This window comes from Methylophilus sp. OH31, assembly GCF_000576615.1.
In the GTDB taxonomy this organism is placed as follows: Bacteria; Pseudomonadota; Gammaproteobacteria; order Burkholderiales; family Methylophilaceae; genus Methylophilus.
On sequence record NZ_BAUS01000004.1, the window covers coordinates 222,954 to 244,758 of the forward strand.

Consider the following 21,805-nt stretch of genomic DNA (forward strand, 5'->3'; position numbering starts at 1 on the left):
TAAGGACAAAAAATGAACAAATTACTGATTGCATTATTGGTTTCTGTGATTTCAATCACGTCTTCTTATGCGGCTGAAAGCAAAGATGACGGTGCAACATTGGGAACGTCTAAAAGCCCGCAAGTCGACCGGCAGCAAAGCCGGACAGACAAAGGGCCTATTGGGAGCAGTCAAGATGGAGTGCCTAATGATGCTAGCAACTTGGGCAATTCGGAGAGCCCTCAGATTAAAGACCAGGCCCAACGCACGGACAAGGGCTCGGCCGATCGACCCATGAAAAGGCACAAAAACAAAGTGCTGAGGAATAAAGACGAAAAAGCCGGGACGACGCACGGAAATCCTGTGCAGCCGACAGAATATGAAGCAGCACCGCCAGCGACGACCAATTAAGGTGACGAGTATCACGGGATTGCTTAGGCAATCCCATTTTTCTGCAATGCCATGGCATCGTCTGCACCTTTATAATGAAAACCTGTCTTAGCTTTAACTCAATAAAAAGAAGCGCTTTATGTCATTGGCTAGCCAACGGAAACTGATTCTGACCGCGATCATTTGTTTATTGCTCTACCAGGTAGGTACCTGGATCACTATTGTGGCAGGCGCCGTGTGGGGCGCAGGGGCGGCGGTGATTGTGGCCGTGGTGTCTTATCTATGTGCACGTTTGGCGAAGCGCGGGGCGACCAGTACGATCTGGTTTTTAATCCCCACTTTATTGTTTACAGTGATTCCTCTGCTGGCAAAGGCATGGAGTTTATTGACCGGCCAGACCGGTATTGTCGATATGCTGGTTGAACTGGTACCGCTGCTGGTCGGGTTTGTGATTCCGGTAGGATTGCTGTCTGCGGTGTATCTCGACTTGCGCAAGAAGTCTGTTTTGCCTGGCTAGCCTCGGCCCTGCGCGAACAATCGCGAATTACCCGTTATAATCACACGCTTGAATCCCATCTGATTAAGCAAACATGCAATCCAGTTATTTCGGCAAACCACGTTCTTCTTCAAAACTCTGGGCAATCGGCCATTGGTTTGGCCCATATGCGCCGCTCATTGTCATGTTTATCAGTGGGCTGGTCTTGCTTTCACTCACGCGTCTGGGCCTGGTGGCCTGGAAGTGGGAGCGCGTGCAGGCCACTGGCGAGCTGTGCCAGATTCTGCTGCAAGGCGTACGCGTCGATGTGATCCAGCTGGGTTTGCTGGCCATCATTCCTGTATTGCTCTCACCCATATTGGCCACACGCAAACTATTCAAGGTATGGCGCGGATTCACCTACTGGTGGGTATTGCTATCATTGGTATTGCTGGTGTTTCTCGAAGCCGCCACGCCTGGCTTTATTCTCGAATATGATGTGCGGCCTAACCGTATTTTTGTCGAATACCTCAAATATCCGCATGAAGTCTTTGGCATGTTGTGGCAGGGCTTTAAGACTGAACTGATATTTGGCCTGGTCATGACGATCGTTGCTTTTGCCGCCGTTGCCAAATTACTCAAACCCTGGCGCAAGGCCGAGGTGAAGTGGGCTAGTCCGGCGGTGTGGCTGGTATGGCCGTTAGTACTGGTGCTGACGGTATTTGCGATTCGCTCGACACTCACACATAGACCTGCCAACCCGGCGCTATTTGCGATTACGCAAGACAGTATGGTCAATAGCCTGGTGCTCAATTCTACTTATTCGGTGTTTTATGCGGCTTATAGCTTGCAGCATGAGGCGAAGTCTAGCGAGATCTATGGCAAGCTGCCGCGAGAGAAAGTGTTGGCGATCACGGGCGCGCAAGAAGCCGATATCCCTACCTTGACCACACTGCTGCCAACAGCAAAACGCGACAAGCCACTGAATCTGGTGATTTTGTTGCAAGAAAGCCTGGGTGCGGGTTTCGTCGAGTCACTCGGCGGCAAGCCGGTGACGCCTAATCTGGAAAAACTCAAATCTGAAGGTATCTGGTTTACGCATTTGTATGCCACCGGTACTCGCTCGGTGCGGGGGATTGAGGCTGTGGTCACGGGCTTTCAGCCCACGCCATCCGATAGCACGGTCAAATTGGGTTTAAGCCAGAAAAACTTTTTTACCTTGGCGGCTTTACTGTCTAAACAAGGCTATTTAACCGAGTTCATCTATGGCGGTGAATCGCATTTTGACAATATGCGCAGTTTTTTTATGGGCAATGGTTTTCAGCAAATCACTGACCAGCCGGATTTCAAGAACCCGGCATTTGTCGCCAGCTGGGGCGCGTCAGATGAAGACTTGCTGAATAAAACCCACGAGCAGCTCATGGCACATCATGCCAGCGGCAAGCCATTCTTTACGCTTGCATTCAGCTCTTCAAACCATGCGCCATTTGAGTTCCCTGATGGTCGCATTGAGTTGTATGAGCAACCGAAAGCTACTGACAATAATGCAGTGAAATATGCTGATTATGCGATTGGCGAGTTTATTAAAAAGGCCAAAGCCAGTCCTTACTGGCAAGACACGGTATTTCTGATCGTGGCCGATCATGATATCCGTGTACGGGGGGATTCGCTGGTGCCCATTGAGCACTTCCATATCCCGGCCCTGATTTTGGGCGGTGCGGTACAGCCCAAAACGGTGGATGCGATTGCCAGCCAGATCGATTTGCCGGTCACGGTATTGTCTTTGATGGGGATTGAGGCACAGCATCCAATGACCGGGCACGATTTATCAAATGTAAGTGCTGACTATCGTGGCCGTGCCATGATGCAATACAACTACAACTATGGCTGGATGCAGCAAATTGGACAAACGGTTGCAGAAAATGAGGTGGTGGTGTTGCGTGAAGGCAAGCCTGCTGCGTTTGGGCATTACGATCCAGTGAGCAAGCAACTGCAAAATACCGCAGCGCCCGTAGATGCCAATGTCCTGGCAGAGCGCGCCCTGGCCAATGCCTTATTACCTGCGCTGTTATATAAAGAGCAGCGTTATCGCTTGCCGGAGTAGGACGCCAATTTGAAAAAGCAGCCTTCCATGTTGACCCGTCAGGTAGTTGTTGATGGGCTCAAGTATATTGCGAGCGGTGGTTTTTGGCTTAAAAATAGTCATTTGCCGGTTTTAAACCATGCCATTCCTGATGACTTTATTGGCCTGTGTGTCGCCAGTAATGCTGATCCGGCTACAGATGATTATGTCCTGGAGCAACTACAGACCCTGGGCGTTAAGCGCGTGCGGCTGGATATCAGTGACGATGATGCACGTCATGATCAAGAACGCTTTTTACGTCGATTGCTGGCAGTGGGAGTGCGTGTCACTTTGCATGTGGTGCAACCTTACGAGGCCGCCAGAAATATGCGTTCAAGCGCAGTACAGGCTGAGTGGGCACGCTTCGTCAGCGAGTTACTGCAAGCCTATGCAACTGAGATTGCGGCACTGGAAATTGGTAATACCGTCAATCGCAAGAAATGGGCAGGTTACGATATGCCGGGCTTTATGCTGGCCTGGCAAATTGCTTATGACCTGGCCAGAGCGCATCAAGTGGTCGTGGTTGGTCCCAATATTCAGGACTTTGAACCTCTATACAATATCAGCTTGCTGAAAACACTGGGTCAGGACCGCCGCCTGCCGGATGTACATAGCAATAATCTGTTTGTGGAACGGGTGGTTGAGCCTGAGTTGGCAGATTTTCGTATTCTGAAACATAAATGGACACGCAGTTTCAAATTCAACCTGATCAAGAAAGCCAAACTGCTACAAAAAATTGGTGACGATCTAGGTGTGCCAACACTGGTTTCTCCAGTCGCATTCTGGGCGATTTTTCGTATCAAGCGCCGTTTCCCGGATGGTGCGCAAAAGCAGGCGGATTATGTCACACGTTATTTCACTTTGCTGGCTGCCTCAGGTGCGCTGCGGCATGCTAACTGGGGGGCGTTTATCTGTCACCGCGAGGGCTTGATTGACGATGGCCTCACGGATGCCGAATATCCGGCGCTGGAGCGTGTGGCTTATTACAAGTCGGCAGATGGGGAGTGCGCTGATTATCAGCAAACCCCTGGCTTTGCTGCGTTCAAGATGGTCAGTCACTGGTTGAATGGTGCGCAATATATTGCCCCGGTTAGCACCGGCGAGGGCCTGGAAATTCATCATTTGCAACAGCGGGGATATGCAGTACATATTGCCTGGACAGTGAATGGTCAATGCGCCTTGCTGGATCAGGTTTATTCGCCGCACAGCCTGCAGCAAGCACAGATTTTCAACCGGGATGGTGAGCTGGTGCCGGGTATGCCATTGTTGACAGAGTCGCCACTGTACCTGGTCTGGCCACAAGCCGAGCAGATTGTATTACGCACGACACGACCCGTATTGAGTGGAACCGTGATTCACGCCCATATTGCCGGCCAGCAGTATTTCCCGATTCAGGAAGGCGACTGGCGTGGCATGATTTTGGCCGCCAATGCCGAAGAGGCACAGCAATTGTGGCGGGCCTGGCATCCAGAAACCTTGTCTCCTCCGGCCAAAGAGGCCGCCTTGCGTCATGCCAGAAACGCGATCTGGTCATTACCGGATCCGCGAGACACTGCGCAACAAGTGACCGTCAAAAAACCGGTGCGCATGTATTGGCACAAAACCTTGCTGGATAGATATAAACCCAGCAAGGCCAAACGTAGCTGGAACGGCGCTATGGAGTTGCTACGGCGTGGTGTGGGGACTGCGATGCCACTGGCTTACTTTGAGCATGCCAATGACCCGACCTTGAAACGGAATTTTTTTATTTCAGCCTATGTGCCGCATGAGTTTGCCATTTCAAAAGCTTTTCTGGCATTTAAAAACGGCGACAGCCATTTTGAAGGCATTGCTGCAGAGACCTTGTATCATGCGTTCGCCCGTTTCTGCTTGCATATGCATAGTTCGGGAATTTATTTCCGCGACTTTTCTGGCGGTAACATTCTGGTACAGCGGCAGAGCGATGGCGCATTACACTTTGTGTTAATTGATACCGCGCGCCTGCATGCAAGCGCGACCGCCATCATGATCAAGCAACGCCTGGCAGACTTAACGCGGGCGCTACATAAGCTGCACTGGGACGGCCGAAAACAATTCCTGCAAATGTATCTTGGCATGACCGGGCGCCGTTTGGGCTGGCAGTTTTTGTGGCCGTTTTATCTATACGATTTCAAAGTTTCTCTGAAGAAAACCATCGGCCGCAAAGGCATACGCAAGCTATTGCGCTATATCAAATCCCGCTTTGCTTAAGGCTTATATCAGGCCACACTCATGAAAATCATGAATGTAAGTTGCGTAGTTTAATCACGACAAGCGCGCCGGGCAGTTTTAATATGGTCACACGTTGATAGCAATCGCTAGAACGAAATCAGGATCAAGGAGAAATGACTATGTGGACTAAACCAGCTGCTACCGAAATGCGTTTCGGCTTCGAAGTAACTATGTACGTTATGAACAAATAATTTGTTCATAATGGCATGAACGGGCGCTTAGGCGCCCGTTTTTATTTGCTGCGGTGCTTTTTAGTTTAGTAATTGATCTGGCCGGAGATATACCAACCGGTTTGATTGTCTTTGTTGGCAATACGGCCAAGGTCGATATAGGCGCCGGTAATTGACACATTGCGGTGCGGGAACCAGGTCATGAAAATATCGTGCGCACTGTTTTCTTTATAAGCCGATAGGTTATTCGGCTTATCACGAAACTCCGTCCCAATCAGCCAATTATCTGACAGCATGACTGCCGCGGATACGGCTGGCAGAATGCGGTAGCTATCATGCTTGTCACCACCAAAACCTAGAATGCCAAACTGGTTGGCCTTGGTGGCATGCAGGTTAGCGTTGAGTAACAGGTTATAACCATTAATGGCCCCTAAAAATAACTTGCTGGTAGCCACATAATAATCTACCCCGCTGCGGTCTTTAGCGCCAAGTAGCGTTTTAGGCACAAAGTTAAAGTCTTCATTATATTTATACTGGGCGCCGACGGATATCTGCGGTAGCCAGCTATCCTGTTCGTAAACAGCATCGCCCAATACACGCAGTTTGATGCCTAGCGTATTCAAGCGTATCTGCTCCCCTGGCACGGTATCACTCAGGCCAAAACGTGCCTGGCTGGCGCTGACTTCGACGCGATTAAAGAACCCCAGCGAAACACCTGCGGTATCAAGCTTGAAGTCACCCCGCGTTTCGGCATGGGTATAAAACAGTGAGCCACCGATTTGCTTATCCGTACCGTAGCCGCTAATCACAGCCCATGGCATCAGGCCGCCGCCTGCGGCCCCTTCAATCTGGGTGACGCCACCCGTGGCTAACAGGCGGTCTCCCGCGTGCGTAACGAGTGCAGGTGCAGCCCAGGCAAACACCGCCATCAGCCGTGACAAATTTGATGTAAATAGTCGCATAAGAATATTGTGGGTACTTTAGTTATCGCATTGTTTCATTTTCACGATAAGCACAATTGCTCAAAAAAAGCCGCATTCAGCGGGTTGATCGACGCTTCATCCAGAGGGCTGCTCACGTAGTATGCGATAGTCGACCCAAGGAATGGAGAATGGAATGCGTTTTTATGTTTTGGCAATTGCCTTGTTTTTGTGCGGTTGTATCGCGCAACCCAAGCCAGAGGCTAGTTTGTTTGAACGCATTGGTGGCTTGCCCATGTTGAGCAGAGTTTCCAACCAGACGCTGGACATTGTCAGTAAAGACCCGCGCACCAGCCGTTCGTTTAAGGACGTAAAAATGAAGGCACTCAAAGAAAGCCTGACCAACTTTTTGTGCGTGAAAACCGGTGGTGAATGCGTGTATGAAGGCGAAACCATGAAGAACTCCCATGCGGACCTGCATATCACTACTGCCGAATTTGAGCTGATGGTAGAGGTGTTGCGCGAACGGTTGGATGTAAACGGGGTCGGTACCAAAGAGAAAAACGAATTGTTGAAGATACTGGCGCCCATGAAGCGCGATGTTGTGACTAATTAATCACCTGATATAAGGAATGTGGATGTTACGCGTGATGTTTCGGTTTGGATGTGCAAGTATGCTGCTGATAGCCATGAGCCAATCGGCATTGGCGGCGGAGGTAACACTGCTGGTGAGTGACGCGGGTGGTAAGCCGGTGGCTGATGCGGTGGTGGCTTTTTATGATGGCAAGACGCCAGCTATCAACCCGAATGCGGCTGGAAAGATTGTACAAAAGAACAAGATGTTCAATCCCAAAGTGACTATCGTGCAAACCGGGACCAGCATTAATTTTCCCAATGAAGATACTGTCCGCCATCATGTGTATTCCTTTTCACCTGCCAAAAAATTTGAATTGAAACTTTATGCAGGCGTACCCACTAATCCGGTACCGTTTGAGCAGGCCGGGGTGGTGACCTTGGGATGCAACATTCACGATTCTATGGTAGGGTACATCTATGTCGTGGATACGCCCTTTTTTGCCAAAACAGACGACAAAGGCAAAACTGTCCTTAAGTTGAATGACGGGCAGTACAGTTACCAGGCCTGGCTGCCGGGCCAGAACAAACCTGGCGTAGAACAAAAGATAACCATAGAGGGTGCGACCGAAGTCAAGATCACCCTCCCATAACAATCACACTGCATGATCAAGTTCAAACATATCCGCTCGCGCATCGCTTTCACATTTCTGACAGTGGTGGTCGCCATTCAACTGGCCGGGCTGCTTCCGCTTAAATATGCGCTGAGTAAGCATGCCGATACGCTGGCTGCAGAGCAGATTAATGTCGGTGAGCGCGTATTTGTGAGCTTGTTGCAACATAACACGCAAAGCCTGAAGCAGGCGACCCAGGTGCTGGCGGCTGACTTTGCTTTTAGGGAAGCCGTCGCAACCAATGATGCCGAGACCATTGAGTCTGCGCTGGAGAGTTATCAGGGGCGTATTCACGCGCAGATTGCCTATTACATCAGCAATAATGACAATCTGGTGATTGGCACCACGGATAACGAGCAGGCACTGTTTGGGGCGAATGCCAAAGAAGATGCCCGGCAAGCGATGCTCGAAAACCAAAGTGGCACGCTGAAGTTCGATATTATTGCAGGCAAACCGTACCAGTTGATTACGGTGCCAGTGAAAGCACCGGAGACCATCGGCTGGATTGTCATGGGCTTTGCCGTGGATGGCCGCTTGGCCGACCAGATCAAGCAATTGACGCATCTCGACGTCACTTTTGTCCAGAAAACACATCAACGTGACTGGCAACTGGTGAGTAGCACCTCTACCCGTGAACTGTCTAACTTACTGGTGAAAACGGTGGCCGATATTTATCGCCAGAAGCTGTCATTACACCGTGTGGATCTCAATGGCCAGGCCTATCATTTAAAAATCCGCTCGCTGCATGAAACCAAAGACGATGCCTTACTGGTGGTGTTGCAAGGCTCTGTTGAGCCTTTCACCCAGGATTTGAATACGCTGTTCAAGGTGATGGTGTTATTAACGTTTATTGGCGTGTTGATTTTTGCCGCGCTGATTTGGTATGTGTCGCGTAAAACGACGGAGCCTATTGCTGCCCTGGTCAGCGATGCCGATAACATTGCCATGGGCGACTACGAAAAAGAAATCCAGGTCAATAGCACCGATGAAGTCGGTCATCTGGCAAAAGCGCTTAACAGCATGCGCGAAGCAGTGTTGCAACGTTCCTTGCGTATCCAGCGCCTGGCATTTAACGACGAACTCACGGGCCTTTCTAACCGCCTGGCATTCAACCAGGGCGTGCATCAGGCCATCATGACACATGCTGACAGTCAGCAAAAGTTGAGTGTCATCGTGATTAATATCCATCGGTTCAAACCCATTAATCAAACGCTGGGGCGCGACTTTGGTGATGATTTGCTGCGGCATGTTGGCCAGGTATTAAAGCAAAACGTGTTGAGTGATCAAGATATGGTGGCGCGGCTGGACGCAGACGAATTTGCTGTGCTGTTGCAACAAACAGACCAGGCCAAGGCCACGCGTTATGCAGACAAGATTCAGCAGGTGTTTGAGCGACCGGTCAGCGTGCAAGGCCAGGCGATAGATGTGCGTACTGGCATCGGCATTGCCTTGTATCCGGATCACGGACTGGACGAAGAGTCCTTGCTGAACCATGCGGAAACGGCTTTGCAGGAGTCCAGAGCCAAAAAATCGCCATGGATTGTCTACAACACTGCGCTGGAAATTGATCAGTCAGAAACCTTGACCCTGATTTCTGACTTGAAAGAAGCCATACAGCATGACCAGTTATTGCTGTATATCCAGCCCAAAATTGATGTGACGACGCGCCGGGCATTAGGCGGCGAGGCGCTGATACGCTGGGTGCATCCTGAAAAAGGCATGATCTTCCCGGATCAGTTTATCCCGTTTGCCGAACAAACCGGTGTCATTAGTGACATTACCAACTGGATGCTGTTACGTGCCTGCCAGGTGCTGGCTGGCTTTAAGAAACAAGGCTTGCACATCACGCTGGCCGTTAATTTGTCCACGCGCGACCTCAATAATATGGAGTTACCGGAACAGATTGGTCATTTATTGTCGTCGCATGGACTGGATGCCAAATCGCTGAAGCTTGAAATCACCGAAGGCAGTTTGATGCAAGACCCAGAACGTGCTGAAGTGGTGGTGAAAAAACTGGCTGCGATGGGCTTGCATCTGTCGATTGATGACTTCGGTACCGGTTATTCATCGCTGGCATATTTGCGGCAATTGCGGGTGCAAGAGCTCAAAATTGACCGCTCATTTGTCATGTTTATGGACAAGAATAGCGGCGATGCCAGCATTGTGAAATCGACCATAGACCTGGCGCACAACATGGGGTTGATTGTGGTGGCGGAGGGCATAGAAAACGAGTTTGTACTCAACCAATTAGCCAAATTGGGATGTAACGAAGGCCAGGGTTACTTTATTGGCAAGCCGATGCCGGAAAAAGACTTTTCCATCTGGCTGGAGCGCTGGGAAGGCCAAAACGAGATCGACATTGATATCGGCGATGACTTGTCCTACGACATTAATCCGCTGGAGATTGACCAGCAAGCACAAGACCCTTTCAAGCTGGATAATCTCGGCGAATAAACTTGGTTTGCCGGCAAGAGCCTCACTGCATAGTGGGGCTTTTTTATGCCTGGCGATAAATTTTACTTATATGCTGGATAAAAACATTCAACTTTATTTCAGCAAATATCGGGTTTATGATGGTTTCTCATGCTTACAGGAGATTGAAATGAGCCAGATCAGAATGCATAAAAAAGCAAACTTCATTGTTCACTATGTGATCAATTATTTTCATAAATAGATTTTAAATCTATTGCTATTATATAGCGTGCTATTTATAATCGATGCATATGAATGAGATTGTGAAAAGCAAAACCCCGATATTGCAAGACCAGCTATGTTTCTCGGTATATTCGCTGTCACTGGCGATCAACAAGGTCTATCGGCCGTTGTTAAAAAAGCTGGATCTCACTTATTCACAGTATTTGGTCATGCTGGTATTGTGGGAAAGTGATCAACGTACGGTCAGTGATATCGGTGAGCAGTTATTTTTAGATTCGGCGACGTTAACGCCGTTGTTGAAACGGCTGGAATCTGCTGCGCTGGTGCAACGCATCCGTTCCAGCCAGGATGAGCGCCAGGTGATTATCTGCCTGACAGAGCAAGGGCGGCAGTTGCGCCAGCAGGCGGCCGGCATTATGGATGACATGCTGTGTGCCATGGGCTGTTCACTGGAGGAACTTGGTGCATTGCGTGAGCGGCTAAATAGCTTGCGTAATCATTTGATTCAGCATGTTGCCTAAGCCCCGGGCAACTTAAAAAAGCGGGTGTTCATTTTTTTGACATTTAAGTAGTGCACGATTTAATTTTGTGTGATCATTTTTTTAAATTTTAGTGAAAGGGAATGAAGATGAAAACAAGAGCAATCCTGAGCGCGTTGTTCGCTGCCGCTTTTGCCACCGCGAATCCAGCATGGGCCGATGATAAACCAGTGACTGAGCAATTGGTCGATACCTTGACAACGCTCTCCGGCGGCCCGCATGCCGGCTATCGCGCAAACCATGCCAAGGGCGTGCTGGTTGAGGGCACGTTTACACCGACTGCGCAGGCGGCAGGCATTAGCCAGGCGGCGCATTTCCAGAAAGCGTCGCCGGTACTGGTGCGCTTCTCAAACGCGACTGGGGTGCCTAATATTCCCGACGCCAATGGCAACGCTTTTCCTAAAGGCATCGCGATTCGCTTTCAATTGCCAGATGGTACGGCGACTGACATTGTGAGTATTTCGGTCAATGGTTTTCCGGCAGCGACACCTGAGGATTTTTTGGGCCTGCTGAATGCCGTGCGTGATTCAGCAGGCAGCACGGCTAAACCTAGCCCGGTGGAACAGTTTTTAGGCACGCATCCGGCAGCCCTTAAATTTGTGACCACCCCGAAACCAGCACCGGTGAGTTTTGCCACCCAGCCATTTTTTGGCGTTAATGCGTTTCAGTTTACAAATGCGGCGGGTAAATCGGTCTACGGTCGTTATCAGATTGTGCCCGTCGCCGGTGCGCAATATTTAAGTAAGGAAGCCACGGATAAGGCAGCGCCAGATTACCTGATGACCGATATTGTGGAGCGCGTACAGGCCAAAGGTGTGCAATACAAAATATTGCTGCAATTGGCAGAGCAGGGCGATGAAGTGAATAATGCGACCGTGGTATGGCCGGATAGCCGCAAAACGGTAGAGTTGGGTACGTTAACACTCAATAAAGCCGTGGCTGATAGTAAAGCGGCAGAGAAGCCGATCATGTTTAACCCCTTACAGCTGACGGACGGCATTGCGCCTAGCCAGGATCCTATCTTGCTGGCACGCCCTACGGCTTATGCGGTGAGTTTCGGCAGAAGGCTTGCGCACTAAGTTTAGCGAGTAGCTGCAAGAGACAAAGCGCTGGCCCTAATAGGTCAGCGCTTTTTTAATGGGCGACAAAAGTAATGGCTTTGCCGTTAATGCAATAACGCAGGCCACTTTCTGTTTTGCCATCTGGAAACACATGTCCCAGGTGCGCGTCACACACATTACACTTCACTTCAACGCGCTGCATGCCGTGACTCTCATCGGCAAAGTAAGCGATCGCATTGCTGGCCAACGGTTGGTCAAATGAGGGCCAGCCGGAAGCGGATTCAAATTTCTGCCCGGAATCAAACAGCACTTGCTCGCAACAGGTACAGGCGTAACGCCCTGGCGTGAAAGCGACACACATTTCTGACGAAAATGGCCGCTCGGTCGCACTCAGGCGCGTGATTGCGAATACTTCGTCATCCAGAATCTCGCGCCAGGCACGGATGGATTTCTGTAATTTGTGATCGGGGGCCAGGTTTCCTTCCCTGGCAAGTTTCAGGATATCTTTCCATTTCAACATGATGTTAATCCATTAGCGATGATGCACGGCACAGACGACAAAAAATGCTAAACCAGTGGTTTCCCATGTCTTTTTCAAACATACAGGTGCTGCACTGGCAGATAGACTACAGACTATCGAGTATAACATTATCGCAATGGTTCGCCAGGCAGGAGACTTCCCTTGATCGTCAGACCCAGACCACATTTGTTAGAGCTGTTTTTTATCATCAAAGGCTCGATCGTGCTCAGAATCATGCCCTTGCTGGTGTTCGTGGCAACGCTGTCCGCCGCGGTGGTGTCTGTGTACACCTTGAAGCCCGACTGGTTACCCAAGTTTGATGGTGGACCGTTTGCACTGCTGGGCATTACCTTGTCCATCTTTCTCGCTTTTAGAAACAATGCCTGTTATGAGCGCTGGTGGGAGGCGAGAAAAATTTGGGGCGAATTTATGCTGACAGCCAGAAACCTGGCGCGTTTAAGCCAGATTCTAGATCACCTGGATGGCAGCCTAAGCCCGTCACGTAGACAGCTTCTGGAGCACAACATCGCTTACGCGCATGCGCTGCTCATGCAGCTCAGGCCAGGCGATCAATTGCCAAAAATAACACGGTTGTTGCCTGCGGCAACTGCTAGCGCATTTACCCAGAGTAAAAATCCACCGGAGGTCATTTTGCGCGCGATGGAGCGTATCTTGATCGAAGCGTTAAGGGACGGTCGAATTCAGCCTATCCAATTTAACCTGCTTGAGGAATTAATTCAGAAATTGGCACTGACTCAGGCCGCTTGTGAGCGCATTCAGAACACGCCGATTCCATTTGGCTACACCTTGCTTTTACATCGCACGGCTTACACATTTTGCTTTTTAATGCCATTTGGGTTTGCCAACACCTTGGGCTGGGCAACACCCTTTGTGACCGCACTAGCCGCCTACACCTTGTTTGGGCTGGATGCCTTGGGCAACGAACTGGAGGAGCCTTTCGCGCCAATTGCCAACGCATTACCGATTAACGCACTGACCGACTTGATTGAGATAGAACTCAGGGAAGCGTTGGGTGATGAGACGCTACCCGCATCGCCAGTGCCAAAAGAGTTTGTACTCATGTAGCGCACGTCATTACTAAAGCGACTCTAGAAATTTCAGCAGGGTTGCCCGCTCTTCTTTACTCAGGTGGAGAAAGCGCATTCTGGCCGTATCGGCTTCACCGCCATGCCATAGTGGCGGCGTGCGCCACTCGCGTCCAAGTGCGTAATTCATTGGTATGGCATTTTGGTTTTCCAGCCGAATTTAGCTATTCCTCAATAGGATTAATGCGACGTTCGCTATATACTGATGGATATAACGATCCGCCATTCGGGCGGACACCACTTTTAAAAAGGATAGACCATGAAAGCTTGCCGCGGGTATCTTGCCATCCTGCTGGCGATTTGCTTGGCGACGTGTGAAGCAGCACAGGATAGGACTGCCGAGGCCCGGGTCAAAGTGGCCGTGGTAGGGGGGCTGGTGCTTTCGGGCGTCTGGCCCGCCCTTGCCAAGCGGGCCAGCAAAGAAACCGGCCTTAAGATCGAGACTGTGGCTGCGGCCCCCAAAGAAGGCGTGGTGCCCATCTTTCGCGATGGGGAGGCCGATTTATTGCTGATTCATGGCAGCGATGAGACCTACGGCCTGTTAGCCGCCGGTGTGGCTGCGCCGTTGCGTGCCTGGGCAATGAATGAGCATGTGATCGTCGGGCCAAAGGATGATCCAGCCAAGGTGGCCGAGGCACCGGATGCCGCCGAGGCCATGCGCCGTATCGTGGCCGCCGACGCGCCCCTGATCGGCTTCCGTGATCCCGGTAGCTTTGGCATCGTGCACGGCCTGTTCCGTTCTCTTGGCCTGCGACCGGGGCCACGCCAGCAGTTATACGACGATGCCGAGTCGCCCCAGCAGGTGCTACGCTCCGCAGCCGACAAGCATGGTTACGCGGTGGTTGGCCACATTCCTGTGGCCTTCGGTAAGATGCCGAGCGCTGGCATGGCGGTGTTGCTCAAGGGTGATCCGGCCATGCGCCGGGTATATGTGGTGGTTGAGCCGGGGCCTCGCCACCCAGCAAATCCACGCCAACGTGAACTTGCCCGGCAACTTGCAGATTACCTCGTCAGCCCCGCTGGCCAAGCCGATCTGGTGGCTGCCGACAAAGAAGCTGGAGGCCCTTGGGTGTTCCCGCTACCGGCGGCTGACACGCATTGATTTCGTTAACCATACTCGTATAAGTATTCACTACGCGTTGGGAGCGATTTCGTGAAACGTATCAAACTTTTTTTTCTTACAGCCCTGCTGGCTTTCGCCTTTGCCGTGCCCGCCGCAGAGGAAGGTAATACAGGTGCTGGCCATATAGAGCTGAGTGATGTCGTAGTGACAGGTAAAAAGCTTAATCCACTCGCAATCCCCGTGAAAACAACGGTTGTGACGGCGGAAGAGATCAAGGCCAAAGGGGCGCAAACGGTAGATGAGGCCGTGAAGGATGTCGCAGGTCTGTACGTGACCGGCAGCAATGTGAAGGGCCGAAAGGTATCGCAGATACGCGGTAGCGATGCCAATAGCACCAAGGTCATTATCGATGGAGTGATGATCAACGGCGGCGGGGACGCAAGAATCGATTTGTCTATCATCCCCACTGACAACATTGAGAAAATCGAAATATTCAAGGGGCCCGTTCCCGTCATTTACGGCAGCAATGCGCCCGGTGGCGTGATATTCATCACAACGAAAAATGCCAGCGGAAAACTTTCCGGCTCGCTGGGGCTAGCTAAGGGAAGCTGGGGTTCAGAAATATATTCGGCCTCGCTGGCTGGAGGCACCGAAAGTGTCAGCTATTACCTTGGCGCGAAGCTGAGCAGCACAGACGGCTATGACGACAATCCGAATAACATCGGGGGCTTTAAAAGCCATACGGCCGAAGACTCGCAATACCTCAACGGAAAACTGAAGTGGGATATCAATCCAAAGGCTTCTCTTACTGTGTTCGGATCACATTCGGAAACGACGAGGCAATTGCCGAACCGATATAACGCAACAGCGCGTGTGGGGTATCCCGGTGGGGGCAGTACACTGACGATGCAAAACAATTATTTCGGTGGGGGCGCCACCGGTGGTGGTCCCACTTATGACTGGGGATATGACCCTATCAAGGAGTCATATTTGGGCACCGTATATAACCAGAAGCTGAACGAAAATAACGATATCAGTTTGAAAGTTTTTCGGTCCGAATTAAGTAGTTTGCTCACAACATCCGGTTTCCAGCAAATAGACTGGAGTGGCAATACGAGTGGCTATGAATTGCAACACACGATCAGGATCGGCAAAGCCAATACAGCCACTTGGGGATATACGGAAGAAAGACGGCGTTTTGAGGAGCAAACCCCTCTGCCACCAGGCACTCCTCCGGTGACTTATGCCAGTGGCGACTACAATTACACAGCCAAGAGTTATTATCTGCAAGACGTGTGGAATGTCACCCGCCAACTCAGTATGAGCTTAGGCTTTCGGCACAATGAAGTCGAAGATCATGTCGCCGTCAAGAATGTCACATGGACGAGACCAGCCAATAAAGAGCAGAAAGGTGTTTATTCATCCGACGATCCAGTGTTGGCTTTGAATTTCAGGCCAATCGAAAGTATTGCATTACGTGCTTCCATCGGGAAGAGTTTCAGAGCCCCCACCGCGATGGAAAGATCTGCACCCGCACTGGCTCCGCTGAATAGTGGAGGGACGATTATTCCTTACTTTGGTGTGACTGTTTTGCCAGAAGTAGGTCTCAATCGTGAAGTGGGGATAGAGACTTTAACAGACTTTGGACTCAGGTTCGGCCTGACGGGGTTCAACCGACGCATTACGAACATGATCAAAGGTGCCGGTGGCGGTGGCGGACACACCCAGTACTTCAACATACCCGAAGTTGAAATGGTGGGCTACGAGGCGGAATTTAGCCAAATGATTGGTGAAAGCATTAGGGCATTTGCAAATTACTCTTATACGAATGCTTATGACACGGCGATGAAATTGCAAGTGGCCGATATTCCATTGCGTAAATACTCGTATGGCGTCAATTACACCGGGAGCAGCTTCACCGCACATGTGAACGTAAACTATGTTGGGCCGGTGAGAAGCATGTATAGCCAGGGTAGCGGTAACGCCAGTAGTGATGGGAATTACACTAACGTGGTGAATGGTGTCGCTACTTATTTCGGAACCCAGAATTTACCGGACTACCATGTGGTTGATTTGAAGGTGAATAAGACCGTGGGAAATAACGACTACTACGTCAAGGTTCTAAACCTGTTCAATAAAGAATATTACACAGCGGCATTCCTTGTTGCACCGGGTCGGTATGCGGAGGTTGGCGTCACGTTCAAATTTTAGATGAGCCTCTATTCATTGAAGATCAATATCCGCTTCGTTACATTGCCACAATCCTAGGGAACTAACCAATCCCAGCAAATAATGCTGGCGACATCGCTATATACACTTGGATATAGCGATATGTATAATGCATCTAGGGGAACACTACAAGTGCCCATTTATTTACTCAACAACGCGTAGGAGTCTTAAGGTGAACAAACATCTACCAACCATCCTTCTAGGGTTACTTGGCGCAACCTTTATCGGGAATGTCAGTGCAGCTACGCTGACACATGAAAGCATTTCGATTGTGGGTAGCGGGGGGGCTGGCGGCACGGGCTCAACGGCCAGCGACATGATATTTTCAAGTTACAGTGCCGTCGATGGCTGGGGATGGGCCGGTGGTGCGGGTGGCGTCCAGGGCAGCCTCTCTAAGACCAATACCGGGGGCAATGCATTGGCAGCCAACGAAGCCTTCAGCTTTAATATCGGCTCGATTGTCGACTCTCTAAACACCACCTATGGGGCTGGCAACTGGAATGTCGCCAACGCCAGTCTCTCCTTTACATCCTCATACTCTGTTCAGAACAACTCGCGCTTTGGCATTGGCTCTGGAACTTTCGATATTTACTGGGTGGGCAATGACGACTGGGCACAGTCCAAAGGCACGCCGACAGATCGCCAACTCAACCCAGTCTACGCCAGCAACGCTGCAGCGCTACAAAGCTGGGCAGGTAGCACTTCACTGCTGGGGTCGGAAACCTTTACCGTGCCTGCCGGTGGCACCGGATACGTCAGCCTGAGCTATAACCTTGCATCAGACGCGTCGTTCTTCTCGGACATCCTCTCTGCATCAGCCAGCGGCACCAACAAAGAGACTTCATTTTATCTGATGAGTACCGCCGACACTTTGGGGATGATTATTTTCACTGGTGGACAAGGGCAAGCATTACCAACCTTAAGTTTTGACGTTGTTTCGGTGATTCCAGTGCCAGAACCAGAGAACATAACCATGCTCTTGGCAGGCCTAGGTGTCATCGGCGCAACAGTTCGTCGCCGTAGAGTCTGACTTAATTTTCCGCACCTGTATTAGTTTTGTAGGTGCGGATTACACGATTCGCTATGGGACATCGCGCGCCCGGGGTCGACGTTGCTTCACAGCAGGCATGCAATCATGCCTGCTATTTTTTTGTTGTGGAGTTGCCACGATGATTGTCCTCTCTTTATCCGTATTGTTTTTATAAGAAATACCCATCGATTTTCCTACAAATAATCGGTAGAGCCGCGTTCCTGGAAATCGGTAAAGTTGGCATCGACGGGTTGAGCGTTAGATTGACCTCACGCGGCTTGCAGGTTTTTTAATTGATCAGCCATGGCATCAATTTTAAAAATTGCAGTTCAAAGCTACATTTTGGCACAGGGCAAATACAAGGAAGGCGTTAAGCAGAATAGCGTTTGAGACTGAATTCTTGAGCGCCAATGGCGGGGTTGTCATGGCTTATCAGGTCGGCAAGCACCTGCCCTGAGCCACAAGCCATGGTCCAGCCCAAAGTACCATGGCCGGTATTCAGCCATACATTAGGATAGCGGGAATCTGCCTGGCCAATAATAGGGGTGCCATCCGGTGTCATCGGGCGCAATCCAGTCCAGAACAACGCTTGTGATATATCGCCTGCATGTGGAAATAATCCATTTAAGACCATCTCCAGTGTTTGGCGTCGACGTGGGTTGAGGGTGAGATCAAAGCCAGCCAGCTCCGCCATGCCCCCTATGCGGATACGCTGATCAAAGCGGGTAATGGCTACTTTGTAGGTTTCATCCATCACTGTCGAGACCGGGGCAGCGTCAGCACGCATAATCGGTACGGTCAGGGAGTAGCCTTTGACCGGATACACGGGCAAATTCAAGCCCAATCCTTGCATCAGCTGACGTGAGTAACTGCCCAGGGCGACCACATAATGATCTGCCATCAAAGTGTCGGTACCATGCGCATTTTTCACTTCTACACCAAGTAACTTGCCTTGTTGTGTGATCAGGCGCTCGATAGCGATGTCTTGCCTGAATTGCACGCCCAGTGTTTGTGCTGCTAGTGCCAGCCGGGAGGTAAATAGCTGGCAATCGCCAGTTTCATCGCCGGGCAAGTACAAGCCACCCAACAGCTGGTCTTGCACATGCACCAGTGCTGGTTCAATGCGTACGCAACCCTCCGGGTCCACATGCTGAAAGGGCACGCCCATGCGGCTAAGGATGGCAATATCCTTGGTTTCGGCAGCGAGTTGTTTGGGTGTGCGGAAGACTTGCAGCGTACCGCGGCTGCGTTCTTCGTAGTGGATGCCGGTGTTGGCACGTAATGCGCGCAGGCAATCGCGGCTATATTCGGCCAGACGCACCATGCGGGATTTGTTGATATCGTAGCGATCACTTGAGCAGTTGCGTAAGAACTGCGAGATCCATTGCAATTGCCATACACTGAAGTCTGGCCTGATGGAAAGCGGCGCATGGCGCTGCAGCAACCATTTGAGCGCTTTGAGCGGCACATCCGGCCCGGCCCAGGGTGCTGCGTAGCCGGGTGAAATCTGGCCTGCGTTGGCAAAACTGGTTTCCAGGCCGACCGCTGGCTGGCGATCGATGACTGTTACTTCAAAGCCTTTTAATGCCAGGTAATAAGCACTTGTGACGCCAATAACACCAGAACCCAGCACCAACACACGCATGATGACACTCCTACGACTGCAACGACGATATCACTAATGACTTCAAATCACATGAGTCATATTAGCAAACTTGATAATTGAGTATGTAGATAGTTTGAGTTTTTTGAGCGTGCTAGGGCGTGAGCTTTTCCAGCGCCTGTATCATCACCATTGCCGGGTCGCATGGCAGCGCCCATGTTGCTGATTGTGCGGCAATTTCAACCATGCCGGTCGGGCTGGTGACATTCACCTCGGTTAAATAATCGCCTATCACATCGAGGCCGACCAGAAACAGGCCATGTTGTTTGAGTGTTTGACCAACTGTCACGGCGATTTCACGGTCACGGCCACTTAATGGTTGCGCGACGCCTTTGCCACCCGCGGCCAGGTTGCCGCGTGTTTCGCCGGTTTTGGGGATACGGGCCAAGGCATACGGTAACGGTTCGCCATTGATGATCAGGATGCGTTTGTCACCTTTGACAATTTCTGGAATATAACGCTGTACCATGATGGTTTGCGTTTCAAATTGGGTCAGCGTTTCGAGGATGGCGTAGATATTCGGGTCATCTTTACGTAAACGGAAAATGCCACTGCCGCCCATGCCATCAAGAGGTTTGACGATGATGTCCTCATGTTCGGCCAAAAACGCCAGTATTTTCTCTTGTTTGCTGGTGACGATAAACGGTGGCGCAAATTGCGGAAGGCGCGCGACGGACAATTTCTCATTCCAGCCACGGATAGATGCCGGGTCGTTAATGATGCGCGCACCCTGTTGTTGCGCTAGCTCCAGCAAATAGGTGCTGTAGAGGTATTCGTTATCAAACGGCGGGTCTTTGCGCATCAGCACAGCATCAAAACTGCCTGGCGTCTGTGTGGTTTTCTCGCCCACGGCCCAGCTGCTGTCATTAAATGCAAAGGGCTGGGCATCGACCAGCGCCACTTCGCGCTGCAAGTGCCAGTCGTGCTGCTCGCAGACCCATAACTGGTGTCCGCGCGCTTGCGCAGCACGCATGATGGCGAGGCTGGTGTCTTTATACGCTTTAAGGGTATGCAGCGGGTCGAGAATAAACAGCAATTTCATCATGCGCCTCTGGCTCAATTATGCATTCAGTGGGTCATTGTCCTGTAACTCCATGCCGGCTGCCAGCAAGGCCAGGCGCGCAACCACGCCATAAGCGTAGAAGCGGTTGGGCGGCGCATCAGGCGCGCCCGCACAGTCAGGCAGGGTACAGGGCTTTTCAAACGCCAGTGGCACAAAATGCATGCCAGGAGCATTGAGGTTTTCATCAATGCCACGACCGGTATGCACGCGGTAAAAACCACCAACCACGAAGTGATCCATCATGTACACGACTGGTTCAGCCACTGCATCGTTGATATTCTCAAAGGTATACACACCTTCCTGGATCATGACTTCAGACACTTCCATGCCTTCTTTGATCACCGACATTTTGTTGCGTGCCTTGCGGTTAAGGTCGCGTACTTCATCCGCTGACTTCACACTCATGATGCCCATGCCATAAGTGCCGGCATCGGCTTTGACGATGGCAAACGGTTGTTGCGTAATACCGTATTCATCGTACTTGGTTTGAATCTTTTTCAAGATGGCATCGACTTTGTCTGCCAGCAAGTCTTCACCGACGCGGGCATGAAAATCAATACCGCTGGCGGTGTCAAAATAGGGGTTCAGCAACCATGGGTCGATTTGCAGTAATTGCGAGAACTCCTCGACCACTTTGTCATAGGCGGCGAAGTGCTGTGATTTGCGGCGGATAAACCAGCCAGCATGCAAAGGTGGAATCAGGTTTTGCTCCAGGCCTTGTAACATGTCAGGCACACCGCCGGATAAATCATTATTGAGCAGGATGGCGCAGCTATCAAAGGCTGGATAATCAACACCCTCAAACGAAGCCGCTTTTAATTGCAGGCGGTTTTTCACGCGCACCAGCGGCTCCAGCATCAAGGGCAGGCCGTCATGGGTTTCCAGTCGGGTGATTTCAGTGATGTCTGGTGACAGGCTACCAACGCGCACTTCCATGCCTGCGGCTTTGAGGATATTGCATAATTCCACCACATTGCGCAGGTAGTAAGTGTTGCGGGTGTGGTTTTCCGGAATCAGCAATAAACGGCGCGCGTCAGGACAGATTTTCTCGACGGCGACTTGTGCCGCTTGCACAGACAGGCTCAAGAATTCAGGATTAAGGTTGTTGAAACCGCCTGGGAACAAATTGGTATCTACCGGCGCGATTTTAAAACCGGCATTACGCAGGTCCACACTGGCATAAAACGGCGCGGGGATTTCCTGCCATTTAGTGCGAAACCAGTGCTCGATATCCGGCATCGCCTGTAACACGCGTTTTTCCAGCGTGTACAGTGGTCCGCTCAAAGCCGTTGTTAAGTGTGGAACCATGGTTGCTCCTGTGCT

Annotated in this window: 20 protein-coding genes; 14 read left to right on the forward strand and 6 right to left on the reverse strand. The window is 51.0% G+C overall.

From position 1 onward, the window contains the following. Window positions 1–12 precede the first annotated feature (12 nt). From OH31_RS07625 to pqqA, 5 genes are all read left to right on the forward strand, one after another. A complete protein-coding gene (locus OH31_RS07625; protein ID WP_019880841.1) occupies window positions 13–390 on the forward strand; it encodes a hypothetical protein in 378 nt (125 codons plus the stop codon). A 118-nt stretch (window positions 391–508) separates the two neighbouring features. Next, window positions 509–886, forward strand: a complete 378-nt coding sequence (locus OH31_RS07630; RefSeq protein WP_024930261.1) for a hypothetical protein — start codon at window positions 509–511, stop codon at window positions 884–886. Between the two features lie 73 nt (window positions 887–959). Further along, window positions 960–2,948 (forward strand): LTA synthase family protein, encoded by a 1,989-nt coding sequence (locus tag OH31_RS07635; protein WP_024930262.1) that lies wholly within the window; start codon window positions 960–962, stop codon window positions 2,946–2,948. Window positions 2,949–2,975: 27 nt separating this feature from the next. Then, the gene (locus OH31_RS07640; protein WP_024930263.1) at window positions 2,976–5,195 is read left to right on the forward strand and encodes a lipopolysaccharide kinase InaA family protein; all 2,220 of its coding nucleotides are present in this window, start codon (window positions 2,976–2,978) and stop codon (window positions 5,193–5,195) included. 140 nt (window positions 5,196–5,335) lie between these two features. Then, complete coding sequence (gene pqqA / locus OH31_RS14750; RefSeq protein WP_081624291.1) at window positions 5,336–5,407, forward strand: pyrroloquinoline quinone precursor peptide PqqA; 72 nt, start codon at window positions 5,336–5,338, stop codon at window positions 5,405–5,407. A 65-nt stretch (window positions 5,408–5,472) separates the two neighbouring features. Here pqqA and OH31_RS07645 read toward each other — a convergent pair whose 3' ends face one another. Then, window positions 5,473–6,315 carry a DUF3034 family protein gene (locus OH31_RS07645; protein WP_024930264.1) on the reverse strand — a complete coding sequence of 281 codons (843 nt, stop codon included), beginning with the start codon at window positions 6,313–6,315 and terminating at the stop codon, window positions 5,473–5,475. Window positions 6,316–6,502: 187 nt separating this feature from the next. Between OH31_RS07645 and OH31_RS07650 the strand changes: the two genes are divergently transcribed. From OH31_RS07650 to OH31_RS07675, 5 genes are all read left to right on the forward strand, one after another. Then, a complete protein-coding gene (locus tag OH31_RS07650; RefSeq protein ID WP_024930265.1) occupies window positions 6,503–6,922 on the forward strand; it encodes a group 1 truncated hemoglobin in 420 nt (139 codons plus the stop codon). 22 nt (window positions 6,923–6,944) lie between these two features. Next, window positions 6,945–7,532, forward strand: a complete 588-nt coding sequence (locus OH31_RS07655; protein WP_024930266.1) for a methylamine utilization protein — start codon at window positions 6,945–6,947, stop codon at window positions 7,530–7,532. 12 nt (window positions 7,533–7,544) lie between these two features. Continuing rightward, window positions 7,545–10,007, forward strand: coding sequence for an EAL domain-containing protein (locus OH31_RS07660; RefSeq protein ID WP_024930267.1), 2,463 nt, complete (start codon window positions 7,545–7,547; stop codon window positions 10,005–10,007). A gap of 269 nt (window positions 10,008–10,276) precedes the next feature. Beyond that, entirely contained in the window at window positions 10,277–10,729 is a 453-nt protein-coding gene (locus tag OH31_RS07670) for a MarR family winged helix-turn-helix transcriptional regulator (RefSeq protein ID WP_036298903.1), read from the forward strand. A 107-nt stretch (window positions 10,730–10,836) separates the two neighbouring features. Then, entirely contained in the window at window positions 10,837–11,826 is a 990-nt protein-coding gene (locus tag OH31_RS07675; protein ID WP_024930269.1) for a catalase family peroxidase, read from the forward strand. A gap of 55 nt (window positions 11,827–11,881) precedes the next feature. Here the strand turns inward: OH31_RS07675 and msrB are convergent, their stop codons facing one another. Continuing rightward, a complete protein-coding gene (gene msrB / locus OH31_RS07680; RefSeq protein WP_024930270.1) occupies window positions 11,882–12,328 on the reverse strand; it encodes a peptide-methionine (R)-S-oxide reductase MsrB in 447 nt (148 codons plus the stop codon). Window positions 12,329–12,490: 162 nt separating this feature from the next. Here msrB and OH31_RS07685 point away from each other — a divergent pair, with 162 nt between their 5' ends. Further along, window positions 12,491–13,414: a bestrophin family protein gene (locus tag OH31_RS07685; RefSeq protein ID WP_024930271.1), complete on the forward strand. Its 924-nt coding sequence runs from the start codon at window positions 12,491–12,493 to the stop codon at window positions 13,412–13,414. Window positions 13,415–13,426: 12 nt separating this feature from the next. Here OH31_RS07685 and OH31_RS15370 read toward each other — a convergent pair whose 3' ends face one another. Next, window positions 13,427–13,564, reverse strand: a complete 138-nt coding sequence (locus tag OH31_RS15370; protein WP_148296198.1) for a di-heme oxidoredictase family protein — start codon at window positions 13,562–13,564, stop codon at window positions 13,427–13,429. A 129-nt stretch (window positions 13,565–13,693) separates the two neighbouring features. Between OH31_RS15370 and OH31_RS07690 the strand changes: the two genes are divergently transcribed. The 3 genes from OH31_RS07690 (at window position 13,694) to OH31_RS07700 (ending at window position 17,756) form a co-directional block, all read left to right on the forward strand. Continuing rightward, window positions 13,694–14,536 (forward strand): substrate-binding domain-containing protein, encoded by an 843-nt coding sequence (locus OH31_RS07690; RefSeq protein ID WP_024930272.1) that lies wholly within the window; start codon window positions 13,694–13,696, stop codon window positions 14,534–14,536. A gap of 51 nt (window positions 14,537–14,587) precedes the next feature. Beyond that, on the forward strand, window positions 14,588–16,708 hold the full coding sequence (locus tag OH31_RS07695) for a TonB-dependent siderophore receptor (RefSeq protein WP_024930273.1): 2,121 nt from the start codon (window positions 14,588–14,590) through the stop codon (window positions 16,706–16,708). 289 nt (window positions 16,709–16,997) lie between these two features. After that, on the forward strand, window positions 16,998–17,756 hold the full coding sequence (locus tag OH31_RS07700; protein ID WP_242402226.1) for a PEP-CTERM sorting domain-containing protein: 759 nt from the start codon (window positions 16,998–17,000) through the stop codon (window positions 17,754–17,756). Window positions 17,757–18,126: 370 nt separating this feature from the next. Here the strand turns inward: OH31_RS07700 and OH31_RS07705 are convergent, their stop codons facing one another. The 3 genes from OH31_RS07705 to gshA all read right to left on the reverse strand — a co-directional run bounded on the left by OH31_RS07705 (window position 18,127) and on the right by gshA (window position 21,790). Continuing rightward, window positions 18,127–19,401, reverse strand: a complete 1,275-nt coding sequence (locus tag OH31_RS07705; RefSeq protein ID WP_024930275.1) for a D-amino acid dehydrogenase — start codon at window positions 19,399–19,401, stop codon at window positions 18,127–18,129. A 112-nt stretch (window positions 19,402–19,513) separates the two neighbouring features. Continuing rightward, window positions 19,514–20,461 carry a glutathione synthase gene (gene gshB / locus OH31_RS07710; RefSeq protein ID WP_024930276.1) on the reverse strand — a complete coding sequence of 316 codons (948 nt, stop codon included), beginning with the start codon at window positions 20,459–20,461 and terminating at the stop codon, window positions 19,514–19,516. 18 nt (window positions 20,462–20,479) lie between these two features. Further along, a complete protein-coding gene (gene gshA / locus OH31_RS07715; protein ID WP_024930277.1) occupies window positions 20,480–21,790 on the reverse strand; it encodes a glutamate--cysteine ligase in 1,311 nt (436 codons plus the stop codon). Window positions 21,791–21,805: the final 15 nt, after the last annotated feature.

Coding starts and splice junctions, on each gene's coding strand:
- OH31_RS07655 (WP_024930266.1), top strand. CDS start 6,945: ATGTTACGCGTGATGTTTCGGTTTGGATGTGCAAGTATGCTGCTGATA.
- gshA (WP_024930277.1), bottom strand. CDS start 21,790: ATGGTTCCACACTTAACAACGGCTTTGAGCGGACCACTGTACACGCTG.
- OH31_RS07640 (WP_024930263.1), top strand. CDS start 2,976: ATGTTGACCCGTCAGGTAGTTGTTGATGGGCTCAAGTATATTGCGAGC.
- OH31_RS07635 (WP_024930262.1), top strand. CDS start 960: ATGCAATCCAGTTATTTCGGCAAACCACGTTCTTCTTCAAAACTCTGG.
- OH31_RS07630 (WP_024930261.1), top strand. CDS start 509: ATGTCATTGGCTAGCCAACGGAAACTGATTCTGACCGCGATCATTTGT.
- OH31_RS07690 (WP_024930272.1), top strand. CDS start 13,694: ATGAAAGCTTGCCGCGGGTATCTTGCCATCCTGCTGGCGATTTGCTTG.
- OH31_RS07675 (WP_024930269.1), top strand. CDS start 10,837: ATGAAAACAAGAGCAATCCTGAGCGCGTTGTTCGCTGCCGCTTTTGCC.
- OH31_RS07645 (WP_024930264.1), bottom strand. CDS start 6,315: ATGGCGGTGTTTGCCTGGGCTGCACCTGCACTCGTTACGCACGCGGGA.
- gshB (WP_024930276.1), bottom strand. CDS start 20,461: ATGAAATTGCTGTTTATTCTCGACCCGCTGCATACCCTTAAAGCGTAT.
- OH31_RS07705 (WP_024930275.1), bottom strand. CDS start 19,401: ATGCGTGTGTTGGTGCTGGGTTCTGGTGTTATTGGCGTCACAAGTGCT.
- OH31_RS07670 (WP_036298903.1), top strand. CDS start 10,277: ATGAATGAGATTGTGAAAAGCAAAACCCCGATATTGCAAGACCAGCTA.
- msrB (WP_024930270.1), bottom strand. CDS start 12,328: ATGTTGAAATGGAAAGATATCCTGAAACTTGCCAGGGAAGGAAACCTG.
- OH31_RS07625 (WP_019880841.1), top strand. CDS start 13: ATGAACAAATTACTGATTGCATTATTGGTTTCTGTGATTTCAATCACG.
- OH31_RS07650 (WP_024930265.1), top strand. CDS start 6,503: ATGCGTTTTTATGTTTTGGCAATTGCCTTGTTTTTGTGCGGTTGTATC.
- OH31_RS15370 (WP_148296198.1), bottom strand. CDS start 13,564: ATGAATTACGCACTTGGACGCGAGTGGCGCACGCCGCCACTATGGCAT.
- OH31_RS07660 (WP_024930267.1), top strand. CDS start 7,545: ATGATCAAGTTCAAACATATCCGCTCGCGCATCGCTTTCACATTTCTG.